Raw genomic sequence first — 23711 nt, 5'->3', positions numbered from 1 at the left:
CGGGCCGGACCGGTGCGGCGCCGCTCAGCGCTTGACGGCCCTGAGCACCACGAACTTCGGATTGCCCGCGACCGTGCGGCAGTTGCCGAACAGCCGGCGCAGCTTGACGTGGTAGCCCAGGTGGCGGTTGCCGACCACCCACAGCTCGCCGCCGGGGCGCAGGGCGCGGCGGGCGCCGGTGAACATCCGCCAGGCGGTGGCGTCGGTGGTGGCCTGGTGGGAGTGGAACGGCGGGTTGTTGAGCACCAGGTCCACCGAGCCGGCCGGCAGGCCCGCGTCGGCGAGCGCGTCGGCGGTGAGGAACTCGGCGGGGGCGTCCGGGCCGAGGTTGGCGCGGAAGGTCTCCTCGGCGGAGGCGACCGCCTGGTGCGACTCGTCGACGAAGACCAGCTCGGCGCCGGGGGCGGCCAGGGCGGCGGCGGTGCCGACCACCCCGTTGCCGCAGCCGAGGTCGACGACCCGGGCTCCGGGGGCGGCGGTGGGCAGGTGGGCGAGCAGGAAGCGGGTGCCGATGTCGAGGCGGTCGGCGCAGAAGGTGCCGGCGTGGTTGACCACGGTGCGGCCCGAGGCGGGACCGATGTCGCCGGGCAGGGCGTAGCGGTGCGGCCAGGGGTTGGGGCCGGGGTCGAGCGTCCGGTCGGGGGTGCAGAGGATCAGCCGGGCCTTGCGGACCGCGAGCGAGGTGCGGGTGGGGCCGAGGATCCGCTCGAAGAGCTCCAGGGTGGAGGTGTGGATCTCGGTGGTCATGCCGGTGCCGAGGACCACCGTGTCCGGGCGCAGGGCCGGGGCGAGCCGGTGCAGCTGGTCCTCCAGCAGGGCGAGGCTCTTGGGGACGCGCACCAGCAGGACGTCGGTCCGCCCGGGCGGGGTGTCGCGGGTGGTGAGCAGCCGGGCGGCGCCCTCGCCGGCGCCGGCCCGGGCGAGGTTGGCCGCGGTGGCGCGCTGGGCGAGGTGCGAGTCGCTGATCTGGGTGATCCGGGCCGGGGCCCGCTCGGCGGGGGCGGTGGCGAGCGCGGTGGTCAGCGCGCCCCAGCGGTCGCCGAGGACGGTGACGGCGCGGCCGGCCAGGGCGGTGGGCCGGCCCTCGGCGGAGTCGGCCTCGCCGGCCAGGTGCCGCAGCAGGTACTCGTCGGCGGCGTCCCAGGCGCGCAGCCGCTCGCGCGGGTCCTCGGGGTGGCGGGTGAGGTCGAGGCCGCCCCACGGGGTCGGGAAGGGGGTCGCGGCGGCGGTGGTGGCGAGGTGGTTCATCGCCGCCCAGGCTAGCCGACCGGGCCGCGGGCCGGACGGCCGGCGCCCGAGCGCGGACCGGGGCGGCGGTCGATACTGGGAGGGCCCGACGGAAGGGGCGCGGCCATGGACTGGAAGCTCGAAGTGGTGGTGGTCCCGGTGACGGACGTCGACCGGGCGAAGCTCTTCTACGAGGAACGGGTCGGTTTCACCGTCGACCACGACAGCCGGATCCGGGACGGGGTGCGGGTGGTGCAGCTGACGCCGCCCGGCTCCAGCTGCTCGATCGTGGTGGGCACGGGGCTGACGGACGCGCCGGCCGGCTCGCTGAAGGGGCTGCAGCTGGTGGTGCCGGACATCGACCGGGCGCACGCGGAGCTGGTGGCGCGGGGCGTGGAGGTGAGCCCGGTGCAGCACTTCGAGGACGGGGACCGGGTGGACGGGCGGGGCGAGATGTGGAACTCGTTCGTCTTCTTCAGCGATCCGGACGGCAACGGCTGGGCCGTCCAGGAGGCGCCCGGCCGGCGCTGACGCCCGGCGTGGTCCGAAAGAGAGGCCCTAAGCTCGGAGGATGGTCGAAAACGAGGGAAGCGTCCGGGTGGACAGCTGGATCTGGTCGGTGCGGCTGGCCAAGACGCGGTCGGCCGCGGCGGCGGCGTGCAAGGCCGGGCACGTGCGGGTCAACGGCGAGCGGGCCAAGCCGGCGCAGGCGCTGAAGCCGGGTGACGAGGTCCGGGTGCGCGTGGAGGGGTGGGAGCGGGTCGTCGTGGTGACGAAGCTGATCCGCAAGCGGGTCGGCGCGGGGGTCGCGGCGGAGTGCCTGGTGGACAACAGCCCGCCGCGCCCGGCGCGCGAGTTCGTCGCCGCGCCCGGCGTGCGCGACCGGGGCGCCGGGCGGCCGACCAAGCGCGACCGCCGGGAGATGGACGAGCTGCGGCGGCGGTAGCAGCTGCCCCGGCAGCCGCACAGGCCACGGCAGGTTCCTGCCGAATTGGTCTCGACCATTGCCCTGGACCCGGCGGCGGAGGAGGCTCGCTGCGAAGCGCCGGGCGGGCAGTCCGGCGCTCGTGTCCGAGGAAGGAAAGCACCGGCATGGCAATGCGCAAGGCGGTTTCCACCATGGCCCTGGCCGGCCTGCTCGCGGCGGGCGGTCTGATGGCCGCCCCCGCCGCCCAGGCGTCCACCACCAAGACGACCGGCTACGTCTACGTCGGCATGTACCCGAGCGGTGACGCGTGCCACGCCGCGGGCAAGGCCTACGTGGCCCGGGGCCAGGCGGTCTCGTACTTCTGCGACGTCCTCGACTTCCCGCCGTACACGGCCCGCCTCTCCATCTGGGCCTGATCGCGCCGCGGACCGGTCGGCGACGCACCCCGTCGCCGACCGGTCCGGCGGTGACGGGGCGCGTCGCCGGGGTTCAGGCGGCCAGGGTGTCGGTGCGGACCTGGGTCAGGAAGGCGTCCAGGTTGGCCAGCGTCCGGGCGATCTGCTCCTCCAGCGGGAGCGACTCGTTGGGGCGGGTGACCGCCGCGGAGTTCTTGCGCCCGCGCACGTACAGCGAGCAGGCGAGGTCGGCGCAGATGTAGGTGCCGACGGTATTGCCCTCCCGCCCCGCCGCCCCCGCCCGGCGGGCGGTGAGCAGCGCCACGCCGGAACCCGCGTGGGCGGTGACGCACAGCGAGCAGACGTTGGTCTTGGTCATGCTCCGCCGGAACGAGGGCACCCGCAGGGTGACGCCGACCAGCTCGTCGCGGTGCTCGGCGACCAGATAGGCGCGGTCGGGCGCGCCCTGGTCCCGCCAGCCGAGGAAGTCGAGATCGTCCCAGGGGAGTTCGGCCAGCCCTCGGGGCAGGTTGAGCCGCCGGGCCTCGCCCTTGGAACAGTTGACGAAGGACGCACGGATCTCGGGGTCGGTCAGCGCTCGCATGCCCGGCAAGCTAACACCGCCCCGCCGCACCCGTCTCCCGATTTTCCGCGCGCCCCTCACCGTCCCCGAGCCCCGAACCGCCCGCCGACGCCGCCACCGCCGCGGTCAGGCCACCGGGTGGGCGGCCTGGACGGCGAGCCGCCGCGGGGCGTCGGCGCCGATCCCGGTGAGCAGGTCGTCGAGGGCGAGGAACACCTCCCAGGACTCGCGCCCGGCCGCCCGCGCCAGCCGGTCGACCACTCGGTCCTCCAGGTCGCGGACCCGGCTGTCCTTCCACGCCTTGTCGGCCAGGCTGACCAGCAGGTCCTCCACGGTGGTGCCGGGCTCGCCCCAGCTGCCGTGGGTGCCGGCGAAGCGGGCGAGGCGCCGCGGCACGCCGTGGGCGAGCAGCAGCTCGTACCCGGCCCGCTCGTGCAGCGAGCCGGGGACGGAGAGCTCCTCGCGGTGGACGGCCTTGCCGATGTCGTGGGTGGCCGCGCCGAACAGCACGGCCTCCCGGTCCACCGGCACGCCGTACCCGGCGCACCAGTCGAGGATCGTCCCGGCGACCTCGTGCACCAGGCCGAGATGGGCCGTCAGCCGGGGCGGGGCGTCGACGGCCGCCAGCAGGGCGGCCGCGGGCAACGGCGGGGTGGGGGCGGTCATCCGCGCTTGAAGGCGACACCCGCGTAGGCGGAGACGTCCTGCCAGCCGTCGGGGAGGTCGGCGGTGCGGATGTGGCCGGCCTCGGGGCGCCAGAGCGGGAGCTGGACGAGGCCGGGGCCGGCGAACTCGAAGTCGCCGAAGAAGGGCTCGACGGCCGAGCGCGGGCGCAGCACCAGCGGGGCGCTGGCGCTGCGGTAGACGCGGGTGCCCTCGGCGGCGCTCTCCCGGGAGGCGAAGTCGGGGCTGCCGTGCGAGAGGATCAGCGCGCTGCCCGGCGCCAGCGCGTCGCGCAGGGTGCGCACGATCCGCTCCGCGCCGTCCTCGTCGCGGATGAAGTGCAGCACGGCGACCAGCATCAGGGCGACCGGTTCGCCGAGGTCCACGGCCGCGCTCAGGGCCGGGTGGGCGAGGATCGTCCCGGGCTCGCGCAGGTCCGCCTCGATGACGGAGGTGTGGCCGGCCGGGTGGCCGGCGAGCAGGGCGCGCGCGTGGGTGGCCACGATCGGGTCGTTGTCGACGTAGACGACCCGGGCGTCCGGGGCGACCCGGCGGGCGACCTCGCTGGTGGAGCCGACGGCGGGGATGCCGGTGCCGATGTCGAGGAACTGCCGGATGCCCCGGTCGGCCGCGAACTCGACGGCGCGGCCGAGGAATTCGCGGTTGGTGCGGGCCAGCAGCCGCAGCGCCGGATAGGCGGCGATGGCGGCCTCGGCGGCCGTGCGGTCGGCCTCGAAGTTGTCCTTGCCGCCGAGGTAGTAGTCGTACATCCGGGCCGTGTGCGGGACCCCGGTGTCCAGTTCGGTCGGCGGCTGCCAGTCCTCGGCGAGCGCCCACTCCCAGTCGGTGCCGGTGACGCCCAGCGCCGCCGTCCTGTCCTCACTCATCTGCCGCCCCCTGGTGTGTCCACGACGTCCGCAGTGTCCCCTGCCGGACGGTTGCTGTCTCCTCGCCCCGCGGCCGGCCGGCGGCCGGTGGCGCCCCCACCGCGCGGTGCGCCGTGATCGTAACCGACGAAACGCCGCCAAAACAGCGGAAGTTCAGGTTTCCGCAGTATCCGAACAGCGACGTGTGGGCACGTCAACGACGGTCCGCGCGCGACTCCGGGCCGACGGCGCCGGCGGTCGCCACCCGGTGACGCCGTCTCTATGCTGGCTGCCGATGACTGCCGACCGGCGCACCGTCCTGCGCACCACCGTCAAACTGGCCGCCCTCACCGCCGTCGGCGGCCTGCTCACCGCCTGCGGCGACACCGGCCGACGCCGGGCCGACCCGGGGACGTTCGCCACGCGTCCGGGCCCGGTGGACCCGTCGGGCACCGTCGACCCGGCCTGGGCCGCCGGCGAGGGAGCGGCCTCGCCGGCACCCGACGCGACCACGGCCGCCGCGAGCGCCCCGCCCACCGCCGACGCCGGCGCGCCGCCCACCCCGCCGGTGCTGCCGCCGCTGGCGCCCGGCACCCCGGTCGAGGTCGCGTACGGGCCGCGCACCGGCCGCAACGTCGCGCTGACCTTCCACGGCAGCGGCGACCCGGCGCTCGCCACCGCGCTGCTGGAGATCGCCGAACAGCGCGGCGTCGGGCTCACCGTGATGGTCGTCGGCAGCTGGCTCGACCAGCAGCCCCGAATGGCCCGCCGGATCCTGGACGGCGGCCACGAGCTGGGCAACCACACCCAGAACCACCAGAACATCTCGACCATGCCCCCCGACCGGGCCCGCGCCGAGATCGCCGAGTGCGCGGAACGGCTGCAACGGCTCACCGGCTCGATCGGCCGCTGGTTCCGCCCCTCGGCCGCCCAGTACGCCACGCCGATGGTGCGGGAGCAGGCCAGGGCGGTCGGCTACGAGCACGTGCTCTCCTTCGACGTGGACCCACGCGACTACGCCGACCCGAGCGCCGCCGAACTGCAGCGCCGGGTGCTCGGTTCGGTGCGCGGCGGCTCGGTGGTCGCCCTGCACCTGGGCCACCGCTGCACGGTCGACGCGCTGCCCGGCATCCTCGACGGCCTCGGCAGGGCCGGCCTCACCCCGGTGACCGCGAGCCGCCTCTGCGCCTGACCCCCGGGGCCCGTGGGGCACCCGGGACGCGTGCGATGCTTCGGGGATGCGGTACATCATCATCGGGGCGGGTGCGGTGGGCGGCACGATCGGTGCCCGGCTGCACGAGGGCGGGCACGACGTGGTGCTGGTGGCGCGCGGCGCGCACCTGGCGGCGCTGCGCGCGGACGGCCTGCGGTTCGGCACCCCGCAGGGGGTGCGGACGCTGCGGATCCCGGCCGTCGGCGGACCGCGGGAGGTGGCGCTGCGGGCGGACGACGTGCTGGTGCTGGCCGTGAAGACGCAGGACACCGCCGCCGCGCTGGCCGCCTGGGCACCGTGCCCGGTGGCCGGGGGCGGCACGGCCGCCGAGCGGCTGCCGCTGGTGTGCGCGCAGAACGGGGTGGAGAACGAGCGGCTCGCCCTGCGGCTGTTCCGCGAGGTGCTGGCGATGTGCGTGTGGATGCCGTCCACCCATCTGGCGCCCGGCCGGGTGAGCGCGGGCGGCACCCCGGTGAGCGGGGTGCTGTGGCTGGGCGGCCATCCGTCCGGCACCGGCGGCGCCCGGGCCGCCGCGATCGCCGCCGACCTCGCCGCCTCGGGCTTCAGCGCCCCGGTGGCGGAGGACGTGATGCGCTGGAAGTACACCAAGCTGCTCGGCAACCTCGGCAACGCGCTGGACGCGGTGGCCGGTGGGACCGACGGCGAGGAGCTGCGGGCGCTGCGGGAGCGGGCGGTCGCGGAGGGCGTCGCGGTGCTGGCGGCCGCCGGCATCGCCCACCGGGACCCGGCCGAGCAGGTCCGCGTGGCGCGTGCGACGCTGCGGCTGGAGCCGGTGGCCGGCGAGGAGCGCAGCGGCTCGTCGTCCTGGCAGAGCCTGGCGCGCGGCACCGGCTCGATCGAGGCCGACCACCTGAACGGCGAGATCGTGCTGCTGGGCCGGCTGCACGGGGTGCCGGCGCCGCTCAACGAGGCACTGCAGCGGCTGGCCGGGGAGTTCGCCCGCACCGGCCGGGCGCCGGGCTCGCTCACCGCCGAGGAGCTGTCGGCGCTCACCGCGCTGTGACCGGATCGTCGGCGGCACCGGTCGGCCGGTGGCGCCGACGCTCCGGCCGTTCGACGCGTCAGCCCATCGGATCGCCGGGCCCGTAGGGGCGCAGCCGCAGCGTACGGGCGTCCGCCGCGCGGATCTCCTCGGCCCGGCGGACGAGTTCCCCGAGGTCGTCCCGCCCGGCGTGCAGGAAGCGCCCGTGCAGCGCGTCGAAGCGCCCGCGGGCGGCGTCCACGGTGACGGCGACCATGTACGGGATGGAGCCCCAGTCCTTGGTGTCCCGGAACATCGGCATCCCGGCGGTCATGTCGGTGGCGACCGCGCCGGGGCTGATGTCGAGGATCACCACATGGTGCTCGGCGAGCGAGTCGGCGAGGTTGTCGGAGAGCTGGAGCAGCGCGCCCTTGGAGGTGGCGTACGCGGTGTAGTGGCCGTCGGGGCGCAGCGCGAAACCGGAGTTGAGGTTGACGACGCGCCCGCGCCGGCGCCGGACCATGCCGGGCAGGACGCAGCGCAGCAGGTTGTAGGGGCCGCGCAGGTTGACCTCGACGACCTGCCACCACTGGTTGACGTCGGTCTCCCAGAGCGGGACCTCGGCGCGGTCGACCTGGCCGGCGTTGTTGACCAGCAGGTCGACGGGGCCGAGGTCGCGTTCGATCAGCCGGACGGCCTCGCGCACCGAGCCGGGACGGGTGACGTCGGCGGTGACGGCGACGCCGCGCGCACCGTGCCGCACGCACTCCTTGAGGGTGTCGGTGAGGGTCTCGTGGGTGCGGCCGACCAGGCCGACGGCCATGCCCTCGGCGGCGAGGCCGATGGCGATCTCCCGGCCGATGCCGCGGCCGGCGCCGGTGACCAGGCCGACCTGTCCCGTGAGCGATCCCGTCGGCATGCCCGTGCTCCCTCCGTCCGTTGGTGACCACCCGCGGTCAGGCCCCGCATTCTGTCGTCCGGGCGGGCGGGGCGTCGCCGGGGCGCCCCCGCGACGCGGGCGGACCCACCCGTTCGGGGGAAGGCGCCGGCCCCCGGGTCGGCCGGGGAGGGGATGACCTACTCGCCGGTAGGGAGTAGTAACGTCGTCGGGACGGTGCACCGGTCCGCACATACCGGTGTCCCGCACCGCCGAACAGCAGCTGCTGGGTCATCTGTCGCTGGGCGACCCCCAGCACCACCGAAGGGCAACTGAGTGAGTGACATCGCGCGCGTCGGAGTGATCGGCTGCGGACTCATGGGGTCGGGCATCGCGGAGGTGTTCGCCCGGGCGGGGCTGGACGTCCTGGTCGCCGAGGCCAGTGGGGAGGCGCTGGAGTTCGGGCGCGCCCGGCTGACCAACTCGCTGGACACCGCCGTGAAGCGCGGCAAGCTGACCGAGGAGCAGCGGGACGAGGCACTGTCCCGCCTGGCGTTCACCGTCGACCTGGCGGACTTCGCCGACCGCGACCTGGTGGTCGAGGCGGTCGCCGAGCGCGCGGACATCAAGGTGAAGATCTTCGAGACCCTGGACCGGGTGGTCGAGCGCCGGGACGCGATCCTCGCCTCGAACACCTCCTCGATCCCGATCGTGAAGCTGGCCGCCGCCACCTCCCGCCCGGAGCAGGTGATCGGCCTGCACTTCTTCAATCCGGCGCCGGTGCAGAAGCTGGTCGAGGTGATCCCGACCCTGACCACCTCGGCGACCACCACCGACCGGGTGGAGGCGTTCGCCACCGAGGTGCTGCAGAAGGCCCCGATCCGGGCCCGGGACCGGGCCGGCTTCGTGGTGAACGCGCTGCTGGTGCCGTACCTGCTGTCGGCGGTGCGGATGTTCGAGTCGGGGGTGGCGACCGCCTCCGACATCGACAAGGGCATGGAGGCCGGCTGCGCCCACCCGATGGGCCCGCTGCGGCTGTGCGACCTGATCGGTCTGGACACCGTCGTCTCGATCGCCGAGTCGATGTACGACGAGTACAAGGAGCCGCTGTACGCCGCTCCCCCGCTGCTGTCGCGGATGGTGGACGCGGGCCTGCTGGGCCGCAAGTCCGGCCGCGGCTTCTACGACTACACGGCGACCGCCACCGCCTGACGTCGGACGCCCGAGGGTCGGGGCGGACGTGACGGGGCCCGGGAGCGGTATCCAGCTCCCGGGCCCCTGGTGTGCCACCCAATTGCTGCGCACCGGCACGTTTAAGGGTGTGGGTCAGTTTCACAGCGTTGCTCTGCCATTGAAGCTACCGCGCCGCGGAGAGGCGCAGACGGGAGTCGAACCCGCATCCCACGCTGTAGCACACACCCGGTCGATCCGGCGCTCGGCGGCGAATGCTGAGACTTGAGCGAGAGTCTGAGTCTTACGGGGCGCCTCTGCCATTGGGCCACTCCGGCACGTGGTGCCGGAGGAGGGATTCGAACCCCCACCGTCTCCCCGGTATCAGCTTCGACTTCAGTGTCAGCTTGCGCTTTTCGCGCCACCCCCGGTCTCACCCGGGGGGCTCGTGGGGCTACCCGAACAGGTAGCCGAAGACCGCGTCGCCGACCCGCCGGTCGTCGACCTCGGCGCCGTTGGCCTCCTCGCGGGCGAACTGGACGGCCTGCTGGAGCTTCTCGACCCGCTCCAGGAGCTCGTTGACCCGCCGGGCGGGCAGGGCCCCGGAGAACTTCACGGTCGTCCAGTAGCCGATCGCGACGTCCTCGTAGTACACCTCGACCTGCGCCGGGTGCTTCTCGGTGGCCTCGGCCTTGACGTGGTTGCGCGGCACCTTCTTGGTGCGGATGGTGCGCACCGCCTCGGTCTTCCAGGAGTCCGTGGACGGGTCGTGGCTCCAGGCCTCGGCGGCGTCCAGGACGGGCAGCTTGCGGACGAAGGTCCGCAGGTCGGTGAGCTGCTTCTCCAGGAAGAGCAGGTAGGTGACCGGCGCGGCGGCGACCAGCGTGCGGCCGTCGACGACGACGTCGGCGCGGGCCTCGGTGTTGGCCCAGTCCTTCGTCGCGGTGACGTCGAACAGCCGGGTGAGGGTGGTGGCCGTGGCCCGCAGCACGTCCTCGGCCTTGACCTGGACGCGGGTGGACTCGGGGGGCAGCTGCTCGCCCTCCTCGTCCTTGGGCTGGTACGTCCGGGAGATGCCGGCCAGCAGCGGGGGCTTCTGCAGATCCTGGTGGGACTGCGTCAGCTCCTGGAAGGACTTCGACTTGACGCCCTTTTCGACGGCGATGATCTGGTTCAGCTTTGCCACGTCGGGGACGCTACCAGCGCGTCCGTTCGGGCGTCATCCGAATAAACGGGCCGGTGGCGGGAGGCCCGGCCGGGCGCCGGACGCACCCGCCACCGCCCGGCGGCGGGTCAGCTGTTGATGGCGTAGCTGTCGCCGTAGACCTTCCACTTCAGCGGCGGGTTGAGGTCGAAGTTGCCGGCGTTGAGGAAGACCAGTTGCTCGGTGTCGACCCGACTGGTGTCGGCGTGCGCCTCCTCCTTCTTCATCACGACCTTGCGGGCCTCCAGGAAGGCCTTGAGGTAGGTGGCCTCGTCGCCGCCCTGGGCGGGGGTCTTCGCCTTCTTCATGGCGGCGCTGCGGATGCCGCCGAAGCTGTCGGATCCGCTACCGGGGCCGTGCATCACGATGGCGTCGTAGTAGACGAACTGGCCGAGCGCGCGCAGGCCGTCGGCCTTGGCCTGCTTGACCGAGGGGTTGAAGTAGACGCGGTCGCGCTCGTCGTTCTGGGCCTGCTGGAAGACGGTGTCCTTGGCGGCGGTGGCCCAGTCCTTCTCGAAGGCGGAGCCGAGGCCGGCGTGCGAGTCGGTGCCGTTGACCTTGCGCAGCGCCGGGAGGTACTTGGCGAGGATGTTGCCCGCCTTGAGGTCGGTGTAGTGCTCGACGAGTTCGAGCATGTCGCCGGTGCCGGAACAGAAGCCGATGATGCCGGCGGTGTAGCCGCGGCCGTCGTTGATGTCCTCGATGTACTTGTACTGGGCCTTCCAGTCGAGGGTGGAGTTCTCGGCGCTGGACACCAGCTGCATGGCGATGTCCTTCTTGTGCGGGTCGTCCAGGCCGACGGCGGCGAGCCGGACGGTGCCCGCGACGGGGGCGGCGTGGACGGTGCCGGCGGCCGCGACGGTGGCCGGGGCGGCGACCAGCAGGGCGGCGAGGGCGAGGCGGGCGGTGCGGGCGGTGCGGTGCTGGGTACGCATCTGACGCTCCGTTTCCCTGGTCCGGGCACGGGGGTGGCCGGACCCGACGAGAAGTTAGGAAAGTTTCCTAACTTGATTGAAGCGTTCACGCCCGGCGCGGCGCAAGGGGACGGTCCGCGATCGCACCGGCACGGCACGCGGAAGGGCCCCGGCCGGCGATCCGGCCGGGGCCCTTCCGACGGGGCGTCAGGCGCCGCGCAGCACCGCGCCCGTACGGGCGACGGCCTCGGCGACGGCGGCCTCGCGGGCGGCGCTCGCCTCGTCGGCGGTCAGCGTCCGGTCCCCGGCGCGGAACCGCAGCGCGTACGCCAGCGACTTCTTGCCCGCGCCGACCTGCTCGCCGGTGAAGACGTCGAACAGCCGGATCGCCTCCAGCAGTTCACCGGCCCCGGCCCGCAGCGCGGCCTCCACGTCGGCGGCCTGCACCGCGTCGTCGACGATCAGCGCGACGTCCTGGGTGGCCACCGGGAAGCCGGAGACCGCCGGGCCGTCGACCCGCACGGCGCCGTCGGCGGCCAGCAGGTCCACGTCCAGCTCCATCGCGGCAGTGCGCTCCGGCAGGCCCAGCGCCTTGACGACGCGCGGGTGCAGCTCACCGGCGTGGCCGACCACCCGGTCGGTGCCGGCCACCACCAGCTCGGCGCAGCGGCCCGGGTGCCACGGCATGAGCCGGCCCTGGCGCACGGTCAGCTCGACGCCGGCGGCACGGGCCACCGTGCGGGCGGCCTCGATGGCGTCGGCCCAGCTCGCCGGCGCGCCCTTGCCCCACCAGCCGGAGGGCAGCCGCTCGCCGGCCAGCGCGACGGCGACCCGGCGCGGCTGGTGCGGCAGCGCGGCGTCCAGCGCCGCCAGCTCCTCGTCGCTGGGCCGGCGGTCGACGGCCGGACGCGGGGCGACCGACAGCTCGTCCTTCGGCAGGAACACGGTGCCCGTCTCGAAGATCGCCAGGTCGGTGTTGCCGCGGCCGACGTTGCGGCGCAGCGCCCCGAGCAGGCCCGGCAGCAGCGTGGTGCGCAGCCCCGGCTCCTCGTCGTTCAGCGGGTTGACCAGGGTGACGGTCCGCCGGCGGCGGTCCTCCGCCTCCAGGCCGAGCGCCTCGAAGGCGGCCTCGCCGACGAACGGGTAGTTGTTGACCTCGACGTAGCCGGCCCCGGCCAGCGCGACGCCGACCCGGCGGTGCATCCGCTGGGCCTCGGTCAGGCCCTTGCCCGGCGGGACGGTGGGCATCCGGGCGGGGACGTTGTCGTAGCCCTCCAGCCGGATGACCTCCTCGGCGAGGTCGTACGGGTCGGTGAGGTCGGGGCGCCAGGTCGGCGGGGTGACCTCCAGGACGTCGGCGCCGGCGACCGAGCAGCCGATCTCCTGCAGGCGCCGGGTGACCGTCTCGCGGCCGTACGCGGTGCCGGCGACCCGGTCGGGCAGGTCGGCGGCGATGGTGATGGTGCGCACCGGGTGCGGGGCGGCGATGTCGGTGACGCCCGCCTCGGCGGTGCCGCCGGCGATCAGCACCAGCAGGTCGACCGCGCGCTGCGCGGCCGCGCGGGCGGCCTCGGGGTCGACGCCGCGCTCGAAGCGCTTGGACGCCTCGGAGGGCAGCTTGTGCCGCTTGGCGCCGCGGGCGATGGCGACCGGGTCGAAGTGCGCCGCCTCGATGATCACCTCGGTGGTGCCCGGACCCGCGGCCGGGTCGAGGATCTCGGTGGAGGCGCCGCCCATGACGCCGGCCAGGCCGATCGGGCCGCTGTTGTCGCAGATCAGCAGGTCCTCGGCGGACAGCGTGCGCTTCACGCCGTCCAGCGTGGTGAGGCTCTCGCCGGCCTCGGCGCGGCGGACCACGATCGGGCCGTCGACGCGCTGCTTGTCGTAGGCGTGCAGCGGCTGGCCGACCTCCAGCATCACGTAGTTGGTGATGTCGACGGCCAGCGAGATCGGGCGGATGCCCGCCTTCTGGAGCCGGCGCTGGAGCCAGATCGGGGACTTGGCGGCCGGGTCGAGGCCGACCACGGTGCGGGCCACGAAGCGGTCGCAGCCGGCCGGGTCGTTGACCTTCACCAGGTAGCCGAAGGAGTTGGCCGGCGGCACGTCGAGCAGCGCCGGGTCGGCCAGCGGCAGCCCGTACGCGGCGGCGGCCTCGCGGGCCACGCCGCGCATGGACAGGCAGTAGCCGCGGTCCGGGGTGACGGCGATGTCGAGCACCTCGTCGACGAGCTGGAGCAGCTCGATGGCGTCGGTGCCGGGCTCGAACTCGGGCGGCAGCACGATGATGCCGTTGTGGTCGTCGCCCATGCCGAGCTCGCGGGCCGAGCAGATCATGCCGGCCGAGGTCTGGCCGTAGGTCTTGCGGGCCGCGATCGGGAACGGGCCGGGCAGCACGGCGCCGGGGAGCACCACGACGACCTTGTCGCCGACGGCGAAGTTGCTGGCGCCGCAGACGATCTCCTGCGGCTCGCCGGTGCCGTTGGCGTCGCCGACGTTGACGAAGCAGTGCCGGATCGGCTTCTTGAAGCCGGTCAGCTCCTCGATGGAGAGCACCTCGCCGACCACCAGCGGGCCCTTGAGGTCGCCGCCGAGCTGCTCGACGGTCTCGACCTCCAGGCCGGCGCGGACCAGCCGCTCGGCCACGTCGCGGCCGGTCTCACCGGCCGGCAGGTCGACGTACTCGCGCAGCCAGGAAAGCGGGACGCGCATCAGATCTCCATCCCGAACGGGAGGGTGAAGCGCACGTCACCCTCGACCATGTCGCGCATGTCGGCGACGTTGTGACGGTTCATCAGGATCCGCTCCAGGCCCAGGCCGAAGGCGAACCCGCTGTAGCGGTTGGGGTCCACGCCGCAGGCGACGAGCACCCGCGGGTTGACCACGCCGCAGCCGCCGAGCTCGATCCAGCCCTCGGAGCCGCAGGTGCGGCAGGGGCGGTCCGGGTTGCCGACCGACTCGCCGCGGCACACGAAGCACTGCAGGTCGATCTCGGCGCTCGGCTCGGTGAACGGGAAGTAGGAGGGGCGCCAGCGCAGCTCCAGGCCGTCGCCGATCAGGGTCGAGACCAGCTGCTCGATGGTGCCCTTGAGGTCGGCGAAGGTGATGCCCTCGTCCACGGCCAGGCCCTCGACCTGGCGGAAGACCGGGGTGTGGGTGGCGTCCAGCTCGTCGGTGCGGTAGACCCGGCCGGGGCAGACCACGTAGACGGGGGGCTCGCGGTCGAGCAGGGTGCGGGCCTGGACCGGGGAGGTCTGGGTGCGCAGCACCACGCCGGAGTCGGCGGAGCCGTCCGGGGCCTGCACGAAGAAGGTGTCCTGCATGGAGCGGGCCGGGTGGTCCGGGCCCAGGTTGAGGGCGTCGAAGTTGAGCCACTCGGCCTCGACCTCGGGGCCCTCGGCGACCTGGTAGCCCATCGCGACGAAGGTGTCCTCGATGCGCTCGGCCAGCGTGGTCAGCGGGTGGCGGGCGCCGCGCGGGGTGCGGTCGTAGGGCAGCGTGACGTCCACCGCCTCCTCGACCAGCACACGGGCGTCGCGCTCGGCCTCCAGTTCGGCCTGCCGCTTGGCGAGCGCCTGGTTGACGGCGCCCCGGGCCTGGCCGATCAGCTTGCCGGCCGCGGCCTTGGCGTGCGGGGGCAGGGCGCCGATCTCGCGGTTGGCGAGGGACAGGGCGGAGCGGTCGCCGGTGTGGGCGACCTTGGCCTGCTTCAGCTCGTCGAGGCTGGTGGCGGCGGCGAACGCGGCGACGGCCTCGTCCCGGGCCGCCTCCACCACCTCGGGCTTGAGGGCCTCGACCTCGACCGGGTCGTACGACTTGTTGGGTGCCGACATCTCTATCTTTCCCGTGCTCCTGCTCGTCCGTGCTCAGGTAAAGGGGCTCGTGCCTTCGCGTCACGCCCGGCGTGGCCGGGGCACGGGCAGCCGTTCTCCGAACCGGGGAGGCGGGGTGTCCGCGGCGCGGCCGCGCGGGGCGTTCCACAACGCCAAAGGTCGAGTGTAGTCGCAGCGCGTAGCGCGACCGCCGTCAAGCCCGCCCGGTGGGCCGCCCGCGACAGGTGGTGCCTGCCGTCCACGCTCGTTCAGAGCATGAAGTCGGGGATCCCGGCGGGCAGGATGAATCGGAACCGGGCGCCGCCGCCGGGCGCGCGGTCGACGCGGATCGAGCCGCCGTGGGCCTCCACGATGCCCTTGACGATGTAGAGGCCGAGCCCGGTGCCGCCGCGCTTGGAGCCGCGCCAGAAGCGGGTGAAGACGCGCGGCACCGCTTCCTCGGGGATGCCGCTGCCTTCGTCGCTCACGGTGACCGCTGTGCCTTCCACGATGCGGGGCGGGGCGCCGGGGCGCTCCCAGACGGGGGCCTCGACGACCTCCTTGGCCGGTGCCACCTCGATGGTGACAGTTCCCTCGCCGTGCCGCACCGCGTTTTCCAGCAGGTTGGCGAGCACCTGGTCGACCTTGTCCGGGTCGGCCCACAGCACGGTGAGCGGCTCGCTGACCCGGACGTCGAAGCGGTCCTCGGGGATGCCGGTGGCGACCTTGCGCTCGACGTGCCGGCGCACGGCGGCGGCCAGGTCGACGACCTGCTTGCGCAGCTCCAGCCGGCCGGCGTCGATCCGGGAGATGTCCAGCAGCTCGGCGATCAGCCGGGTGACCCGGTCGGCGTCGGCGTCCACGGTCTCCAGCATCAGCCGCTTCTGCCCGTCGGTGAACCGCTCCCACTTGGCGAGCAGGGTCGCGGTGAACCCCTTGACGCTGGTGAGCGGCGAGCGCAGCTCGTGCGCCACGGTGGCGATCAGCTCGGCGTGGCTGCGCTCGGTGCGCCGGCGCGCCTCGGTGCCGCGCAGGGCGATCACCAGCCGCTCCAGCGGGCCGCCCGGGTGCGCGCGGACGTAGCGGGCGGAGACCAGCACCTCACGGCCGCCGGGCAGCAGCAGGTTGCGCTCCGGCTGGCCGGTGCGCACCGCCAGGCCGCCGTACGGGTCGGTCAGCTGCCACCAGCGGCGGCCGTCGAGGTCCTCCAGCGGCAGGACGTCCTCCAGCTCGCTGCCGAGCGCGGCCTGCGGGAGCACGCCGGTCAGCCGGGCGGCGGCGCGGTTGAAGCAGGTCACCCGGCCCAGGGCGTCGGCGACCACCAGGCCGTCCGGCAGGTCGTCCGGGTCCAGTTCTGCCCCGCTGCCGACCATGGGTGTCCTCCCCGATTACCCACCGTGTCTTTCCCCCCACCGAGGCAGACCCTAGCGCCTCGCAGCCCCCGGTAGTAGGGCCCACGTCGACTTGCCGCCGCGGGTCGGCGCCCGGGTCGGCCCTAGGCTCGGCAGCCGCCGGGCGAACGCTGGGCGCGGGCCGAGGCGTAGAGGCAGACGGCGGCGGCGGTGGCCAGGTTGAGGCTCTCGGCGTGGCCGTGGATCGGCACGCGCACCACCTCGTCGGTCAGTGCGCGGGTCTCCTCCGGGAGCCCCCACGCCTCGTTGCCGAACACCCATGCGCCCGGCGCGCCCAGGGTGCCCTCGTCGAGCTCCCGGTCGAGGTCGCGCTCCCCCGCGCCGTCGGCGGCGAGCACCCGCACCCCGGCCTCGCGCAGCCGGCCGATCGCCTCCTCGACCGGCACGCCGACGGCGACCGGGAGGTGGAAGAGGCTGCCGACCGAGGCCCGCACGGCCTTCGGGTTGTAGAGGTCGACGGAGGCGTCGGTCAGCACCACGGCGTCCGCGCCGGCCGCGTCGGCGGTGCGCAGCACGGTGCCGGCGTTGCCGGGGTCGCGCACGTGGGCGAGCACCGCGACCAGCTTGGGGCGGGCGGCGAGCACGTCGGTGAAGGGCGTGTCGATGAAGCGGCAGAGCGCGACGATGCCCTGCGGGGTCACCGTGTCGCAGATCTCGGCGACGACCTCGTCGGTGGCGGTCAGCACCGGCAGCCCCTCGGCCAGGGCGGCCTCGACGATGCCGGCGTGCCGCTCGGCGGCGTCCGGCGTCGCGTAGACCTCGACCACGGCGTGCTCACCGGTGCCCGGCAGCCTGCCGAAGGCGACGGCCTCGCGCACGGCCTGCGGGCCCTCGGCGAGGAAGCGGCGCTCCTTGCCGCGCTGGCTCCGCTTGGCGAGCCGCCGGGCGGCGACCACCCGGGGCGAACGCAGCGAGGTGAGCAGGGGGGTGTCGGTGCTGGGCATGGTCTCGTTCTCCGGAGGCGCTGAAGGAGGGGGCAAAGCAGGACCGGACCCGCAGGCGAGCCTGCGGGTCCGGTCAGAGCTCAACCGATCTCGGAAGATCAGGCGGCGTCGGCGGCGGCCTTCGGGGCGTTCACGTCGGCCGGCAGCGCCTTCTGGGCCACCTCGACCAGGGCGGCGAAGGCACCCGGGTCGTTGACGGCCAGGTCGGCCAGCATCTTGCGGTCGATCTCGACGCTGGCGGCCTTCAGGCCCTGCACGAAGCGGTTGTAGGTGATGCCGTTGGCACGGGCCGCAGCGTTGATGCGCTGGATCCACAGCTGACGGAAGTCGCCCTTGCGCTTCTTGCGGTCGTTGAAGTTGTAGACCAGCGAGTGGGTGACCTGCTCCTTGGCCTTGCGGTACAGGCGCGAGCGCTGGCCGCGGTAGCCGCTGGCGCGCTCCAGGATGACCCGGCGCTTCTTGTGGGCGTTGACTGCCCGCTTGACGCGTGCCACTTGATTACTCCTTGGGTTGGACCACGGACTACTTCACGTGGTCCGTCATTCGAATGGGTCGGGAAGGATCAGCTGCCCCGCACGCGGCTCGCGCCGGGCGGGAGGGCGATCACTTGCCGAGAAGCTTCTTGATCTTCTTGGCGTCGGCGGGGGCCAGCTCGACCGTCCCGGCCAGCTTGCGGGTCAGCGTGGAGGGCTTGTGCTCCAGGAGGTGGCGGCGGCCGGCGCGCTCGCGCAGCACCTTGCCAGAGCCACTGATCTTGAAGCGCTTGCTGGCGCCACTGTGCGTCTTCTGCTTCGGCATTTCGCCGTATCTCCTCGTCGGTCCGTCCACGCCCGCGCGGTGTGCGCCGCGCGGGCGTGAAGGATGGATCTGCGGTGACCGGGCGGGGCGCCCCGTCACCCTGGTGGCCGGTCTCCCGGACCTTCCTGACCTGGGGAGGTCAGGCGCCCTGGGAGGCCTCGGCCGGCTGCTCGACCGGAGCGGCGGCCTCGGCGGCCTCCGTCTCGGCGGCGGCGTCCTGGGCCTCGACGGCGTCCTGGGCCTCGGCGGGCTCGTCGGACTCGGCGATGTCCTCGTCCGCACCGGCGGCGCGGCCCAGACGCTCGGCCTTGCGGGCGTCCGCGGCGGCGCGAGCCTCGGCCATCGCCTCGGTCTTCTTCTTGTGCGGGCCGAGAACCATGATCATGTTACGGCCGTCCTGCTTCGGCGAGGACTCGACGAAGCCCAGGTCCTGGACGTCGTCGGCGAGCCGCTGGAGCAGACGGAAACCCAGCTCGGGGCGGGACTGCTCACGACCGCGGAACATGATCGTGATCTTGACCTTGTCGCCCTGCTTGAGGAACCGGACGACGTGACCCTTCTTGGTGTCATAGTCGTGCGGGTCGATCTTCGGCCGGAGCTTCATCTCCTTGATGACCGTGTGCGCCTGGTTCTTGCGCGCCTCACGGGCCTTCATGGCCGACTCGTACTTGAACTTGCCGTAGTCCATGAGCTTGCACACCGGCGGCCGGGCGGTCGCCGCGACCTCGACCAGGTCGAGGTCGTACTCCTGCGCGAGCTCCAGCGCCTTGGCAAGCGGCACGATGCCGACCTGCTCGCCGCTGGGACCGACGAGTCGCACCTCGGGGACGCGAATCCGGTCGTTGATGCGGGGCTCGGTGCTGATGGGGCCTCCTCGGTTGCACCTTCTGCGATGCGGCCGTCGGACGGCGGTCGCACGTAGTGGACTCGACCACTGGGCGGGGCTTCATTCGTGCTGCGCTGTGCCCGGCTCCGTTCGGCCGTTCACACCGCGACACGAAAAAAGCCCCGCTCGGTACAAGCGGGGCTCCACACAACCGGGGGCGGCACCCGGTGAGGGGCGCTGCGGCGACCGTCGGCACACTGGGCGCCCGTCGCGGACCGGACCCGTCGACCGTGAGGCCGATCAGGTGGGAGACTTTCGCGGTTGCCCTCTCGGGCCTCCTGGGTGGAGCCTCCACTTGCTGGCCGGACCTCCGTGAGGACGTCTGGCCGGTCAGTCTCGAAGCATACAGCGCCGGGGGGTCGAACGCTATTCCGCCCCCGCGCGCCCCGGCTTGTACGCTCCCTGTGTACGGACACCGGCACGACGGAACGAGCCACCTTTGAGCAGCGAGCCCACCCAGAACCCCGCCGCGGACGACGAGGCGATCGGCTTCGACGACCTCACCCGGGACATCGCCGAGGTCCCGGCCGTCGAGGTGATCACCACCGTCGCGGTGCACCTGATGAGCGCCGCCGCCGTGAAGTGCGGCCTCGCCGAGGGCGGCGAGAAGGACAAGGACCTCGACGAGGCCCGCAAGCTCATCACCGCGCTGGCCGGACTGGTCACCGCCGGCGCCCCGGAGATCAGCAACTTCCACGCCGCGCCGCTGCGCGACGGCCTGCGCTCGCTGCAGCTGGCCTTCCGCGAGGCCTCGATCGTCCCGGACGCCCCGGGTACCGGGCCGGGCGAGAAGTTCACCGGTCCGGTCTACTCCTGAGACCCCGACGGTTGCGTCTCGCGTGTCACGTGACACACGAGACGCAACCGCGACGTTCCTACCGCCGGTAGAGCGGCTCGCCCGGCAGCCCGGCGCTCGCCGGCAGCACCGCCAGGTCCAGCCCTCGGTCCAGCCGCACCCGCAGCACCGGGTCGGCGGCCACCGCCTGCCCGACCCGCTGCGCGGCCGCCTGCATCCCGGCCTGGTCCAGCGCCGGGTCCAGGAGCACCGCGAGCACCCCGTCCGAGTCCTCCGCCGGCGCCAGCAGCCCGGCCGTCACCCGCGGCTCGGCCGCCAGCAGCGCCCGGACCGCCTCGCGCACCTGCGGGTCGGCGGCCGGCGGCAGGTAGGGCCGGTTCTCCGCCAGCGCCCGCAGCCGGGCCCCGGACAGCTGGAACGGCACCGGCCCGGCCGGGTCCACCAGCAGGGTGTCCGCCCGCTCGGAGAAGGCCACCATCGCGGCCTGCGGGGCGGCGGTGGGCGCCGGACGGGCGTCCGCGCGCCAGCGGGCCAGCGACTCCAGCGAGGTGAAGGCCGGCAGCGCGCGCCGGCCGTCGGCGGCCTCCAGCACCGGGACGGCCATGTCGCTGGTCTTCTCGTGGCGGTGCCCGTGCGCGTCCACCTCGACCTCGCCGAGGATCGCGACGATCGGCACCATCAGCCGGGTGGGCGTCAGCGCCGCGAGCACCTCGGGCTCGGCGGCGCGGTCCTGCGCCCAACGGGCGAGCGCGGCGGCGAGCGCCGGGTCGGCGGTGCCGTCGTCGCCGGAGAAACCCGGGTCGGGGATGTTCTTGCCGACGAACGCCGGGTTCGAGAAGTCTTTGCGGTCCACCCGGCCGACCCTATGCCACGGCCCCGCGCCCCCACACGGACCGAAGGTCCCCCGTCCGTCCCCTACCCGCGGGTAGACCCGCTGTGGCAGTCTGCGCGCATGGCCACGCTCGAAGCCTCCGCCGCCCACCCCGCCCCCTCGCCGGCCGCCGACCGCGCCCGGTACGACCGGGCCACCGCCCACCTGGACGGCCCGGTGGCCGTCCTCGACCTGGCGGCCTTCGACGCCAACGCGGCGGACCTGGTGCGCCGGGCCGCCGGCAAGCCGATCCGGGTGGCCAGCAAGTCGGTGCGCTGCCGCGCCCTCCTGGAGCGGGTGCTGGCCGTGCGCGGCTTCGCCGGGGTGATGAGCTTCACCCTCGCCGAGTCGCTCTGGCTGGCCCGCTCCGGGCTGCGCGACGTCCTGCTCGCCTACCCCTCCAGCGACCGGGCGGGCTTCGCCGAGCTGACCGCCGACCCGGAGCTCGCCGCCGCCGTCACCGTGGTGCTGGACGACCCCGCCCAGCTGGACCTGGTCGACGCCGCCCGGACCGGCCCCGCCGAGGTGCGGGTCTGCCTGGAGCTGGACACCTCACTGCACCTGCTCGGCGGCCGGGTACGGGTCGGCGCCCGCCGCTCCCCGCTGCGCACCCCCGAGGACGTGGCCGCCTTCGCCGAGCTGGTGCAGCGCCGCCGGGGCTTCCGGGTGGTCGGGCTGATGGCCTACGAGGGACACGTCGCCGGGGTGGGCGACGCGGTGCCCGGGCGCCCGGTGCGCTCCGCACTGGTGCGGGTGATGCAGGCCCGGGCGCGGGCCGAGCTGGCCGAGCGCCGGGCGGCCACGGTGCGGCTGCTGCGCCGGGTGGCCGAGCTGGAGTTCGTCAACGGCGGCGGCACCGGCAGCGTCGAGTCGACGGTGGCCGAGCGCGCGGTGACCGAGGTGGCGGCCGGGTCCGGGCTCTACCAGCCGCAGCTGTTCGACCACTACCGGGCGTTCCGCGGCCGGCCGGCGGCGCTGTTCGGCCAGCCGGTGGTGCGCCGCCCCGGGGTGGGCGTGGTGACCGTGCTCGGCGGCGGCTACCCGGCGTCCGGCGCGGCCGGCCCGGACCGCTCCCCCGTGCCCTACCTGCCGCCGGGGCTGCGCTACGACCCGATGGAGGGGGCCGGCGAGGTGCAGACGCCGCTGCTCGGCGCGGCCGCCGACGACCTGCTGATCGGCGACCGGGTCTGGTTCCGGCACGCCAAGGCGGGGGAACTCTGCGAGCGGTTCGCCGAGTTGCACCTGGTGGAGGGCGACGCGGTGGTGCGCACCGTACCGACCTACCGGGGCGAGGGGCGGACCTTCCTCTGAGCGGCGCGCCCGCACTCCACCCGGGGCCGCGGTTCCACTACCGTGGGAGAGCGGACCGGAACGGACGAAGGGGGAGGCCGTGGAGGCCGAGATCGCACAGCTGGTGACCACGGGCGCCACGACGGTGGTCGGACTGATGGCCACCGAGGCCTGGACGCAGCTGCGTTCCCGGCTCGCGGGACTGCTGGGGCGCGGCCGGGACGCCGAGGAGGTGTCCGCCGAGCTGGAGGAGATCCGGGTCGAGGTGGTCCGGGCGGACGGCGACGAGGAGCTGGTCGACGACCAGAGGGCCGAGCTGCGCAACCGGATCCGCCGGCTGCTGCGCCAGGACCCGCAGGTGGCGGAGGAACTGCGCGCCCTGCTGGAGGAGTTCACTCCGAGGCAGCCGCAGTCGGTCGTGGTGCACCACACCGTCAACACGGTGCGCGACTCGACGGTGCGCGGCACCGTCATCCAGACCGGCGCGCAGATCAGGCGGGGGCAGTAGACCGCCCGGGGGGCTGCGGAGAACCTTGGTCCCACCTTAAGCAGGCCCGAAGGGATGCCTAACCCAGGCGCCCCGTCGGGCCTTTGCGCTGCTCGAAGGGCCACATTCCGTCAAAAAGTGGCCCACGACGCACTATTGCCAGCTGGTCTAGTCCAATCATACGCTCCCCCCAGGGGCGCCGCGCCGGGTCGGCGGGCCCCTCGGGCAGACGTGCCCGGCAGTTCCCCCCACAGCCTCGACCCGGTTCACGGTCAAGGAGTCCCCACCCCATGTCCATCAAGCGAACCGCCATGTCCGTCGGCGTCGTCGGCGCCGCGTTCCTCTCCGTCTCGGCCGTCGGCATCGGCACGGCCTCCGCCCACGGCACCGTCACCAACCCGGTCAGCCGGGTCGCGGCCTGCTACGCGGAGGGCCCGGAGACCCCCAAGTCGCAGATCTGCAAGGACGTCGTCGCGCTCGGCGGCACCCAGCCGCTGTACGACTGGAACGAGGTCAACCTCCCCAGCGTCAACGGCGCCCACCAGGCGCAGATCCCGGACGGCAAGCTCTGCTCCGCCGGCCGCGACAAGTACAAGGCGCTGGACCTGCCGCGCGCCGACTGGCCGGCCAGCCCGGTCTCCGCGGGCAAGGTCAACTTCAACTTCCGGGTCACCGCCGCCCACCAGGGCAACCAGACCATCTACATCACCAAGCAGAGCTGGGACCCGACCCAGCCGCTGAAGTGGTCCGACCTCGACGCCGTCCCGGTCGCCCAGGTGGCCACCTCCCGCACCTCGGACAACGGCTACTACAACTACACCGGCACCCTGCCGCAGCGCACCGGCCGTCAGCTGCTCTACATGGTGTGGCAGCGCACCGACAGCCCGGAGGCGTTCTACAGCTGCTCCGACGTCGACTTCGGCAAGGGCGGCACCGCCGCCGCCGCGTCGGCGCTCACCGCCCAGGCCCCGGCCGCGCCCAGCGAGGCGCAGATCGCCGCCGGCCAGTCCAAGTCCACCGTCGCCCACCACGGGCACGGCGGCAACGCCGAGGAGCCCGCCGGCAAGGTCGTCGCGGCCGACAGCGCGGCGGTGGGTGGCGGTTCCGCCACCGGCCCGCTGCTGCTGACCGGTGCCGCCGCGATCGGCGTCGGCTGGGCCGGCATGGTGCTCCGGCGCCGTCGGGTCGAGGCTGTGCGACACGACGGCTGACCGCCGGAAGCCGGGGCCGGGCCGCTCCATCCCCCGTTCGGCCCCGCCCCGGCCGATCCACCGGCAGTGAGAACGGCGGCGGGCCCCCCCCCCGGAAACACGCCCGGCCCCCCCCGGGGGGGGCCGCCCCCGCCCCGGGTGGCGCACCAGAGCGGTGCGTCGAGTCCGGCGTCACCGAGGGACTG

25 protein-coding genes are annotated in these 23711 nt (G+C 74.1%); 10 read left to right on the top strand and 15 right to left on the bottom strand.

The window, feature by feature from the left end; translation table 11 throughout:
* Positions 1–24 precede the first annotated feature (24 nt).
* On the bottom strand, positions 25–1248 hold the full coding sequence (locus tag ACFU9E_RS28595) for a methyltransferase (RefSeq protein ID WP_380686019.1): 1224 nt from the start codon (positions 1246–1248) through the stop codon (positions 25–27).
* Between the two features lie 105 nt (positions 1249–1353).
* On the opposite strand from ACFU9E_RS28595, the gene ACFU9E_RS28590 reads away from it, so the two are divergent.
* The 3 genes from ACFU9E_RS28590 (at position 1354) to ACFU9E_RS28580 (ending at position 2571) form a co-directional block, all read left to right on the top strand.
* On the top strand, positions 1354–1758 hold the full coding sequence (locus tag ACFU9E_RS28590) for a VOC family protein (RefSeq protein WP_380686021.1): 405 nt from the start codon (positions 1354–1356) through the stop codon (positions 1756–1758).
* Between the two features lie 40 nt (positions 1759–1798).
* Positions 1799–2173 carry an RNA-binding S4 domain-containing protein gene (locus tag ACFU9E_RS28585; RefSeq protein ID WP_380686023.1) on the top strand — a complete coding sequence of 125 codons (375 nt, stop codon included), beginning with the start codon at positions 1799–1801 and terminating at the stop codon, positions 2171–2173.
* Between the two features lie 146 nt (positions 2174–2319).
* Positions 2320–2571, top strand: a complete 252-nt coding sequence (locus tag ACFU9E_RS28580; protein ID WP_380686025.1) for a hypothetical protein — start codon at positions 2320–2322, stop codon at positions 2569–2571.
* Positions 2572–2644: 73 nt separating this feature from the next.
* Here the strand turns inward: ACFU9E_RS28580 and ACFU9E_RS28575 are convergent, their stop codons facing one another.
* From ACFU9E_RS28575 to ACFU9E_RS28565, 3 genes are all read right to left on the bottom strand, one after another.
* Positions 2645–3154, bottom strand: coding sequence for an FBP domain-containing protein (locus tag ACFU9E_RS28575; RefSeq protein ID WP_380686318.1), 510 nt, complete (start codon positions 3152–3154; stop codon positions 2645–2647).
* A 105-nt stretch (positions 3155–3259) separates the two neighbouring features.
* Positions 3260–3799 carry an HD domain-containing protein gene (locus ACFU9E_RS28570; RefSeq protein WP_380686320.1) on the bottom strand — a complete coding sequence of 180 codons (540 nt, stop codon included), beginning with the start codon at positions 3797–3799 and terminating at the stop codon, positions 3260–3262.
* Entirely contained in the window at positions 3796–4683 is an 888-nt protein-coding gene (locus ACFU9E_RS28565) for an SAM-dependent methyltransferase (protein ID WP_380686322.1), read from the bottom strand. Before ACFU9E_RS28565 ends, ACFU9E_RS28570 begins: the two co-directional genes overlap by 4 nt.
* A gap of 274 nt (positions 4684–4957) precedes the next feature.
* Between ACFU9E_RS28565 and ACFU9E_RS28560 the strand changes: the two genes are divergently transcribed.
* Both ACFU9E_RS28560 and ACFU9E_RS28555 read left to right on the top strand, forming a co-directional pair.
* A complete protein-coding gene (locus tag ACFU9E_RS28560) occupies positions 4958–5854 on the top strand; it encodes a polysaccharide deacetylase family protein (protein ID WP_380686324.1) in 897 nt (298 codons plus the stop codon).
* A 46-nt stretch (positions 5855–5900) separates the two neighbouring features.
* A complete protein-coding gene (locus tag ACFU9E_RS28555) occupies positions 5901–6899 on the top strand; it encodes a ketopantoate reductase family protein (RefSeq protein ID WP_380686326.1) in 999 nt (332 codons plus the stop codon).
* 58 nt (positions 6900–6957) lie between these two features.
* Here the strand turns inward: ACFU9E_RS28555 and ACFU9E_RS28550 are convergent, their stop codons facing one another.
* Positions 6958–7776 (bottom strand): SDR family NAD(P)-dependent oxidoreductase, encoded by an 819-nt coding sequence (locus tag ACFU9E_RS28550; RefSeq protein WP_380686328.1) that lies wholly within the window; start codon positions 7774–7776, stop codon positions 6958–6960.
* Between the two features lie 294 nt (positions 7777–8070).
* On the opposite strand from ACFU9E_RS28550, the gene ACFU9E_RS28545 reads away from it, so the two are divergent.
* On the top strand, positions 8071–8946 hold the full coding sequence (locus ACFU9E_RS28545; RefSeq protein ID WP_380686330.1) for a 3-hydroxybutyryl-CoA dehydrogenase: 876 nt from the start codon (positions 8071–8073) through the stop codon (positions 8944–8946).
* A gap of 412 nt (positions 8947–9358) precedes the next feature.
* Here ACFU9E_RS28545 and ACFU9E_RS28540 read toward each other — a convergent pair whose 3' ends face one another.
* From ACFU9E_RS28540 to infC, 9 genes are all read right to left on the bottom strand, one after another.
* A complete protein-coding gene (locus ACFU9E_RS28540; RefSeq protein WP_380686332.1) occupies positions 9359–10090 on the bottom strand; it encodes a hypothetical protein in 732 nt (243 codons plus the stop codon).
* A 107-nt stretch (positions 10091–10197) separates the two neighbouring features.
* The gene (locus tag ACFU9E_RS28535; RefSeq protein ID WP_380686333.1) at positions 10198–11043 is read right to left on the bottom strand and encodes a chitosanase; all 846 of its coding nucleotides are present in this window, start codon (positions 11041–11043) and stop codon (positions 10198–10200) included.
* Between the two features lie 186 nt (positions 11044–11229).
* Entirely contained in the window at positions 11230–13731 is a 2502-nt protein-coding gene (gene pheT, locus ACFU9E_RS28530; protein WP_380687960.1) for a phenylalanine--tRNA ligase subunit beta, read from the bottom strand.
* Positions 13731–14852 carry a phenylalanine--tRNA ligase subunit alpha gene (gene pheS, locus ACFU9E_RS28525; RefSeq protein ID WP_355370869.1) on the bottom strand — a complete coding sequence of 374 codons (1122 nt, stop codon included), beginning with the start codon at positions 14850–14852 and terminating at the stop codon, positions 13731–13733. The genes pheT and pheS overlap by 1 nt, the downstream gene beginning before the upstream one ends.
* A 248-nt stretch (positions 14853–15100) precedes the next feature.
* Positions 15101–16204 (bottom strand): ATP-binding protein, encoded by a 1104-nt coding sequence (locus ACFU9E_RS28520; RefSeq protein WP_355370872.1) that lies wholly within the window; start codon positions 16202–16204, stop codon positions 15101–15103.
* A 122-nt stretch (positions 16205–16326) separates the two neighbouring features.
* Positions 16327–17187 (bottom strand): TrmH family RNA methyltransferase, encoded by an 861-nt coding sequence (locus tag ACFU9E_RS28515; protein ID WP_380687962.1) that lies wholly within the window; start codon positions 17185–17187, stop codon positions 16327–16329.
* Between the two features lie 98 nt (positions 17188–17285).
* A complete protein-coding gene (rplT, locus tag ACFU9E_RS28510) occupies positions 17286–17681 on the bottom strand; it encodes a 50S ribosomal protein L20 (RefSeq protein WP_030395970.1) in 396 nt (131 codons plus the stop codon).
* Positions 17682–17790: 109 nt separating this feature from the next.
* Positions 17791–17985 (bottom strand): 50S ribosomal protein L35, encoded by a 195-nt coding sequence (gene rpmI, locus ACFU9E_RS28505; protein WP_030055648.1) that lies wholly within the window; start codon positions 17983–17985, stop codon positions 17791–17793.
* Positions 17986–18124: 139 nt separating this feature from the next.
* On the bottom strand, positions 18125–18850 hold the full coding sequence (infC, locus tag ACFU9E_RS28500) for a translation initiation factor IF-3 (protein WP_380687758.1): 726 nt from the start codon (positions 18848–18850) through the stop codon (positions 18125–18127).
* Between the two features lie 460 nt (positions 18851–19310).
* Between infC and ACFU9E_RS28495 the strand changes: the two genes are divergently transcribed.
* Complete coding sequence (locus tag ACFU9E_RS28495) at positions 19311–19688, top strand: DUF1844 domain-containing protein (RefSeq protein ID WP_380687750.1); 378 nt, start codon at positions 19311–19313, stop codon at positions 19686–19688.
* Between the two features lie 58 nt (positions 19689–19746).
* Here ACFU9E_RS28495 and ACFU9E_RS28490 read toward each other — a convergent pair whose 3' ends face one another.
* Positions 19747–20520 carry an SseB family protein gene (locus ACFU9E_RS28490; protein ID WP_380687752.1) on the bottom strand — a complete coding sequence of 258 codons (774 nt, stop codon included), beginning with the start codon at positions 20518–20520 and terminating at the stop codon, positions 19747–19749.
* 99 nt (positions 20521–20619) lie between these two features.
* Between ACFU9E_RS28490 and ACFU9E_RS28485 the strand changes: the two genes are divergently transcribed.
* The 3 genes from ACFU9E_RS28485 to ACFU9E_RS28475 all read left to right on the top strand — a co-directional run bounded on the left by ACFU9E_RS28485 (position 20620) and on the right by ACFU9E_RS28475 (position 23526).
* Complete coding sequence (locus ACFU9E_RS28485; protein ID WP_380687754.1) at positions 20620–21849, top strand: amino acid deaminase/aldolase; 1230 nt, start codon at positions 20620–20622, stop codon at positions 21847–21849.
* A gap of 79 nt (positions 21850–21928) precedes the next feature.
* Positions 21929–22336 carry a hypothetical protein gene (locus ACFU9E_RS28480; RefSeq protein WP_380687756.1) on the top strand — a complete coding sequence of 136 codons (408 nt, stop codon included), beginning with the start codon at positions 21929–21931 and terminating at the stop codon, positions 22334–22336.
* 269 nt (positions 22337–22605) lie between these two features.
* The gene (locus tag ACFU9E_RS28475) at positions 22606–23526 is read left to right on the top strand and encodes a lytic polysaccharide monooxygenase (RefSeq protein ID WP_355370890.1); all 921 of its coding nucleotides are present in this window, start codon (positions 22606–22608) and stop codon (positions 23524–23526) included.
* Positions 23527–23711 lie beyond the last annotated feature (185 nt).

It is taken from the genome of Kitasatospora sp. NPDC057595, assembly GCF_042800875.1.
In the GTDB taxonomy this organism is placed as follows: Bacteria; Actinomycetota; Actinomycetes; order Streptomycetales; family Streptomycetaceae; genus Kitasatospora.
Note: the sequence above shows the minus strand (reverse complement) of the source record. Positions and strands in the feature narration are given on the sequence as shown.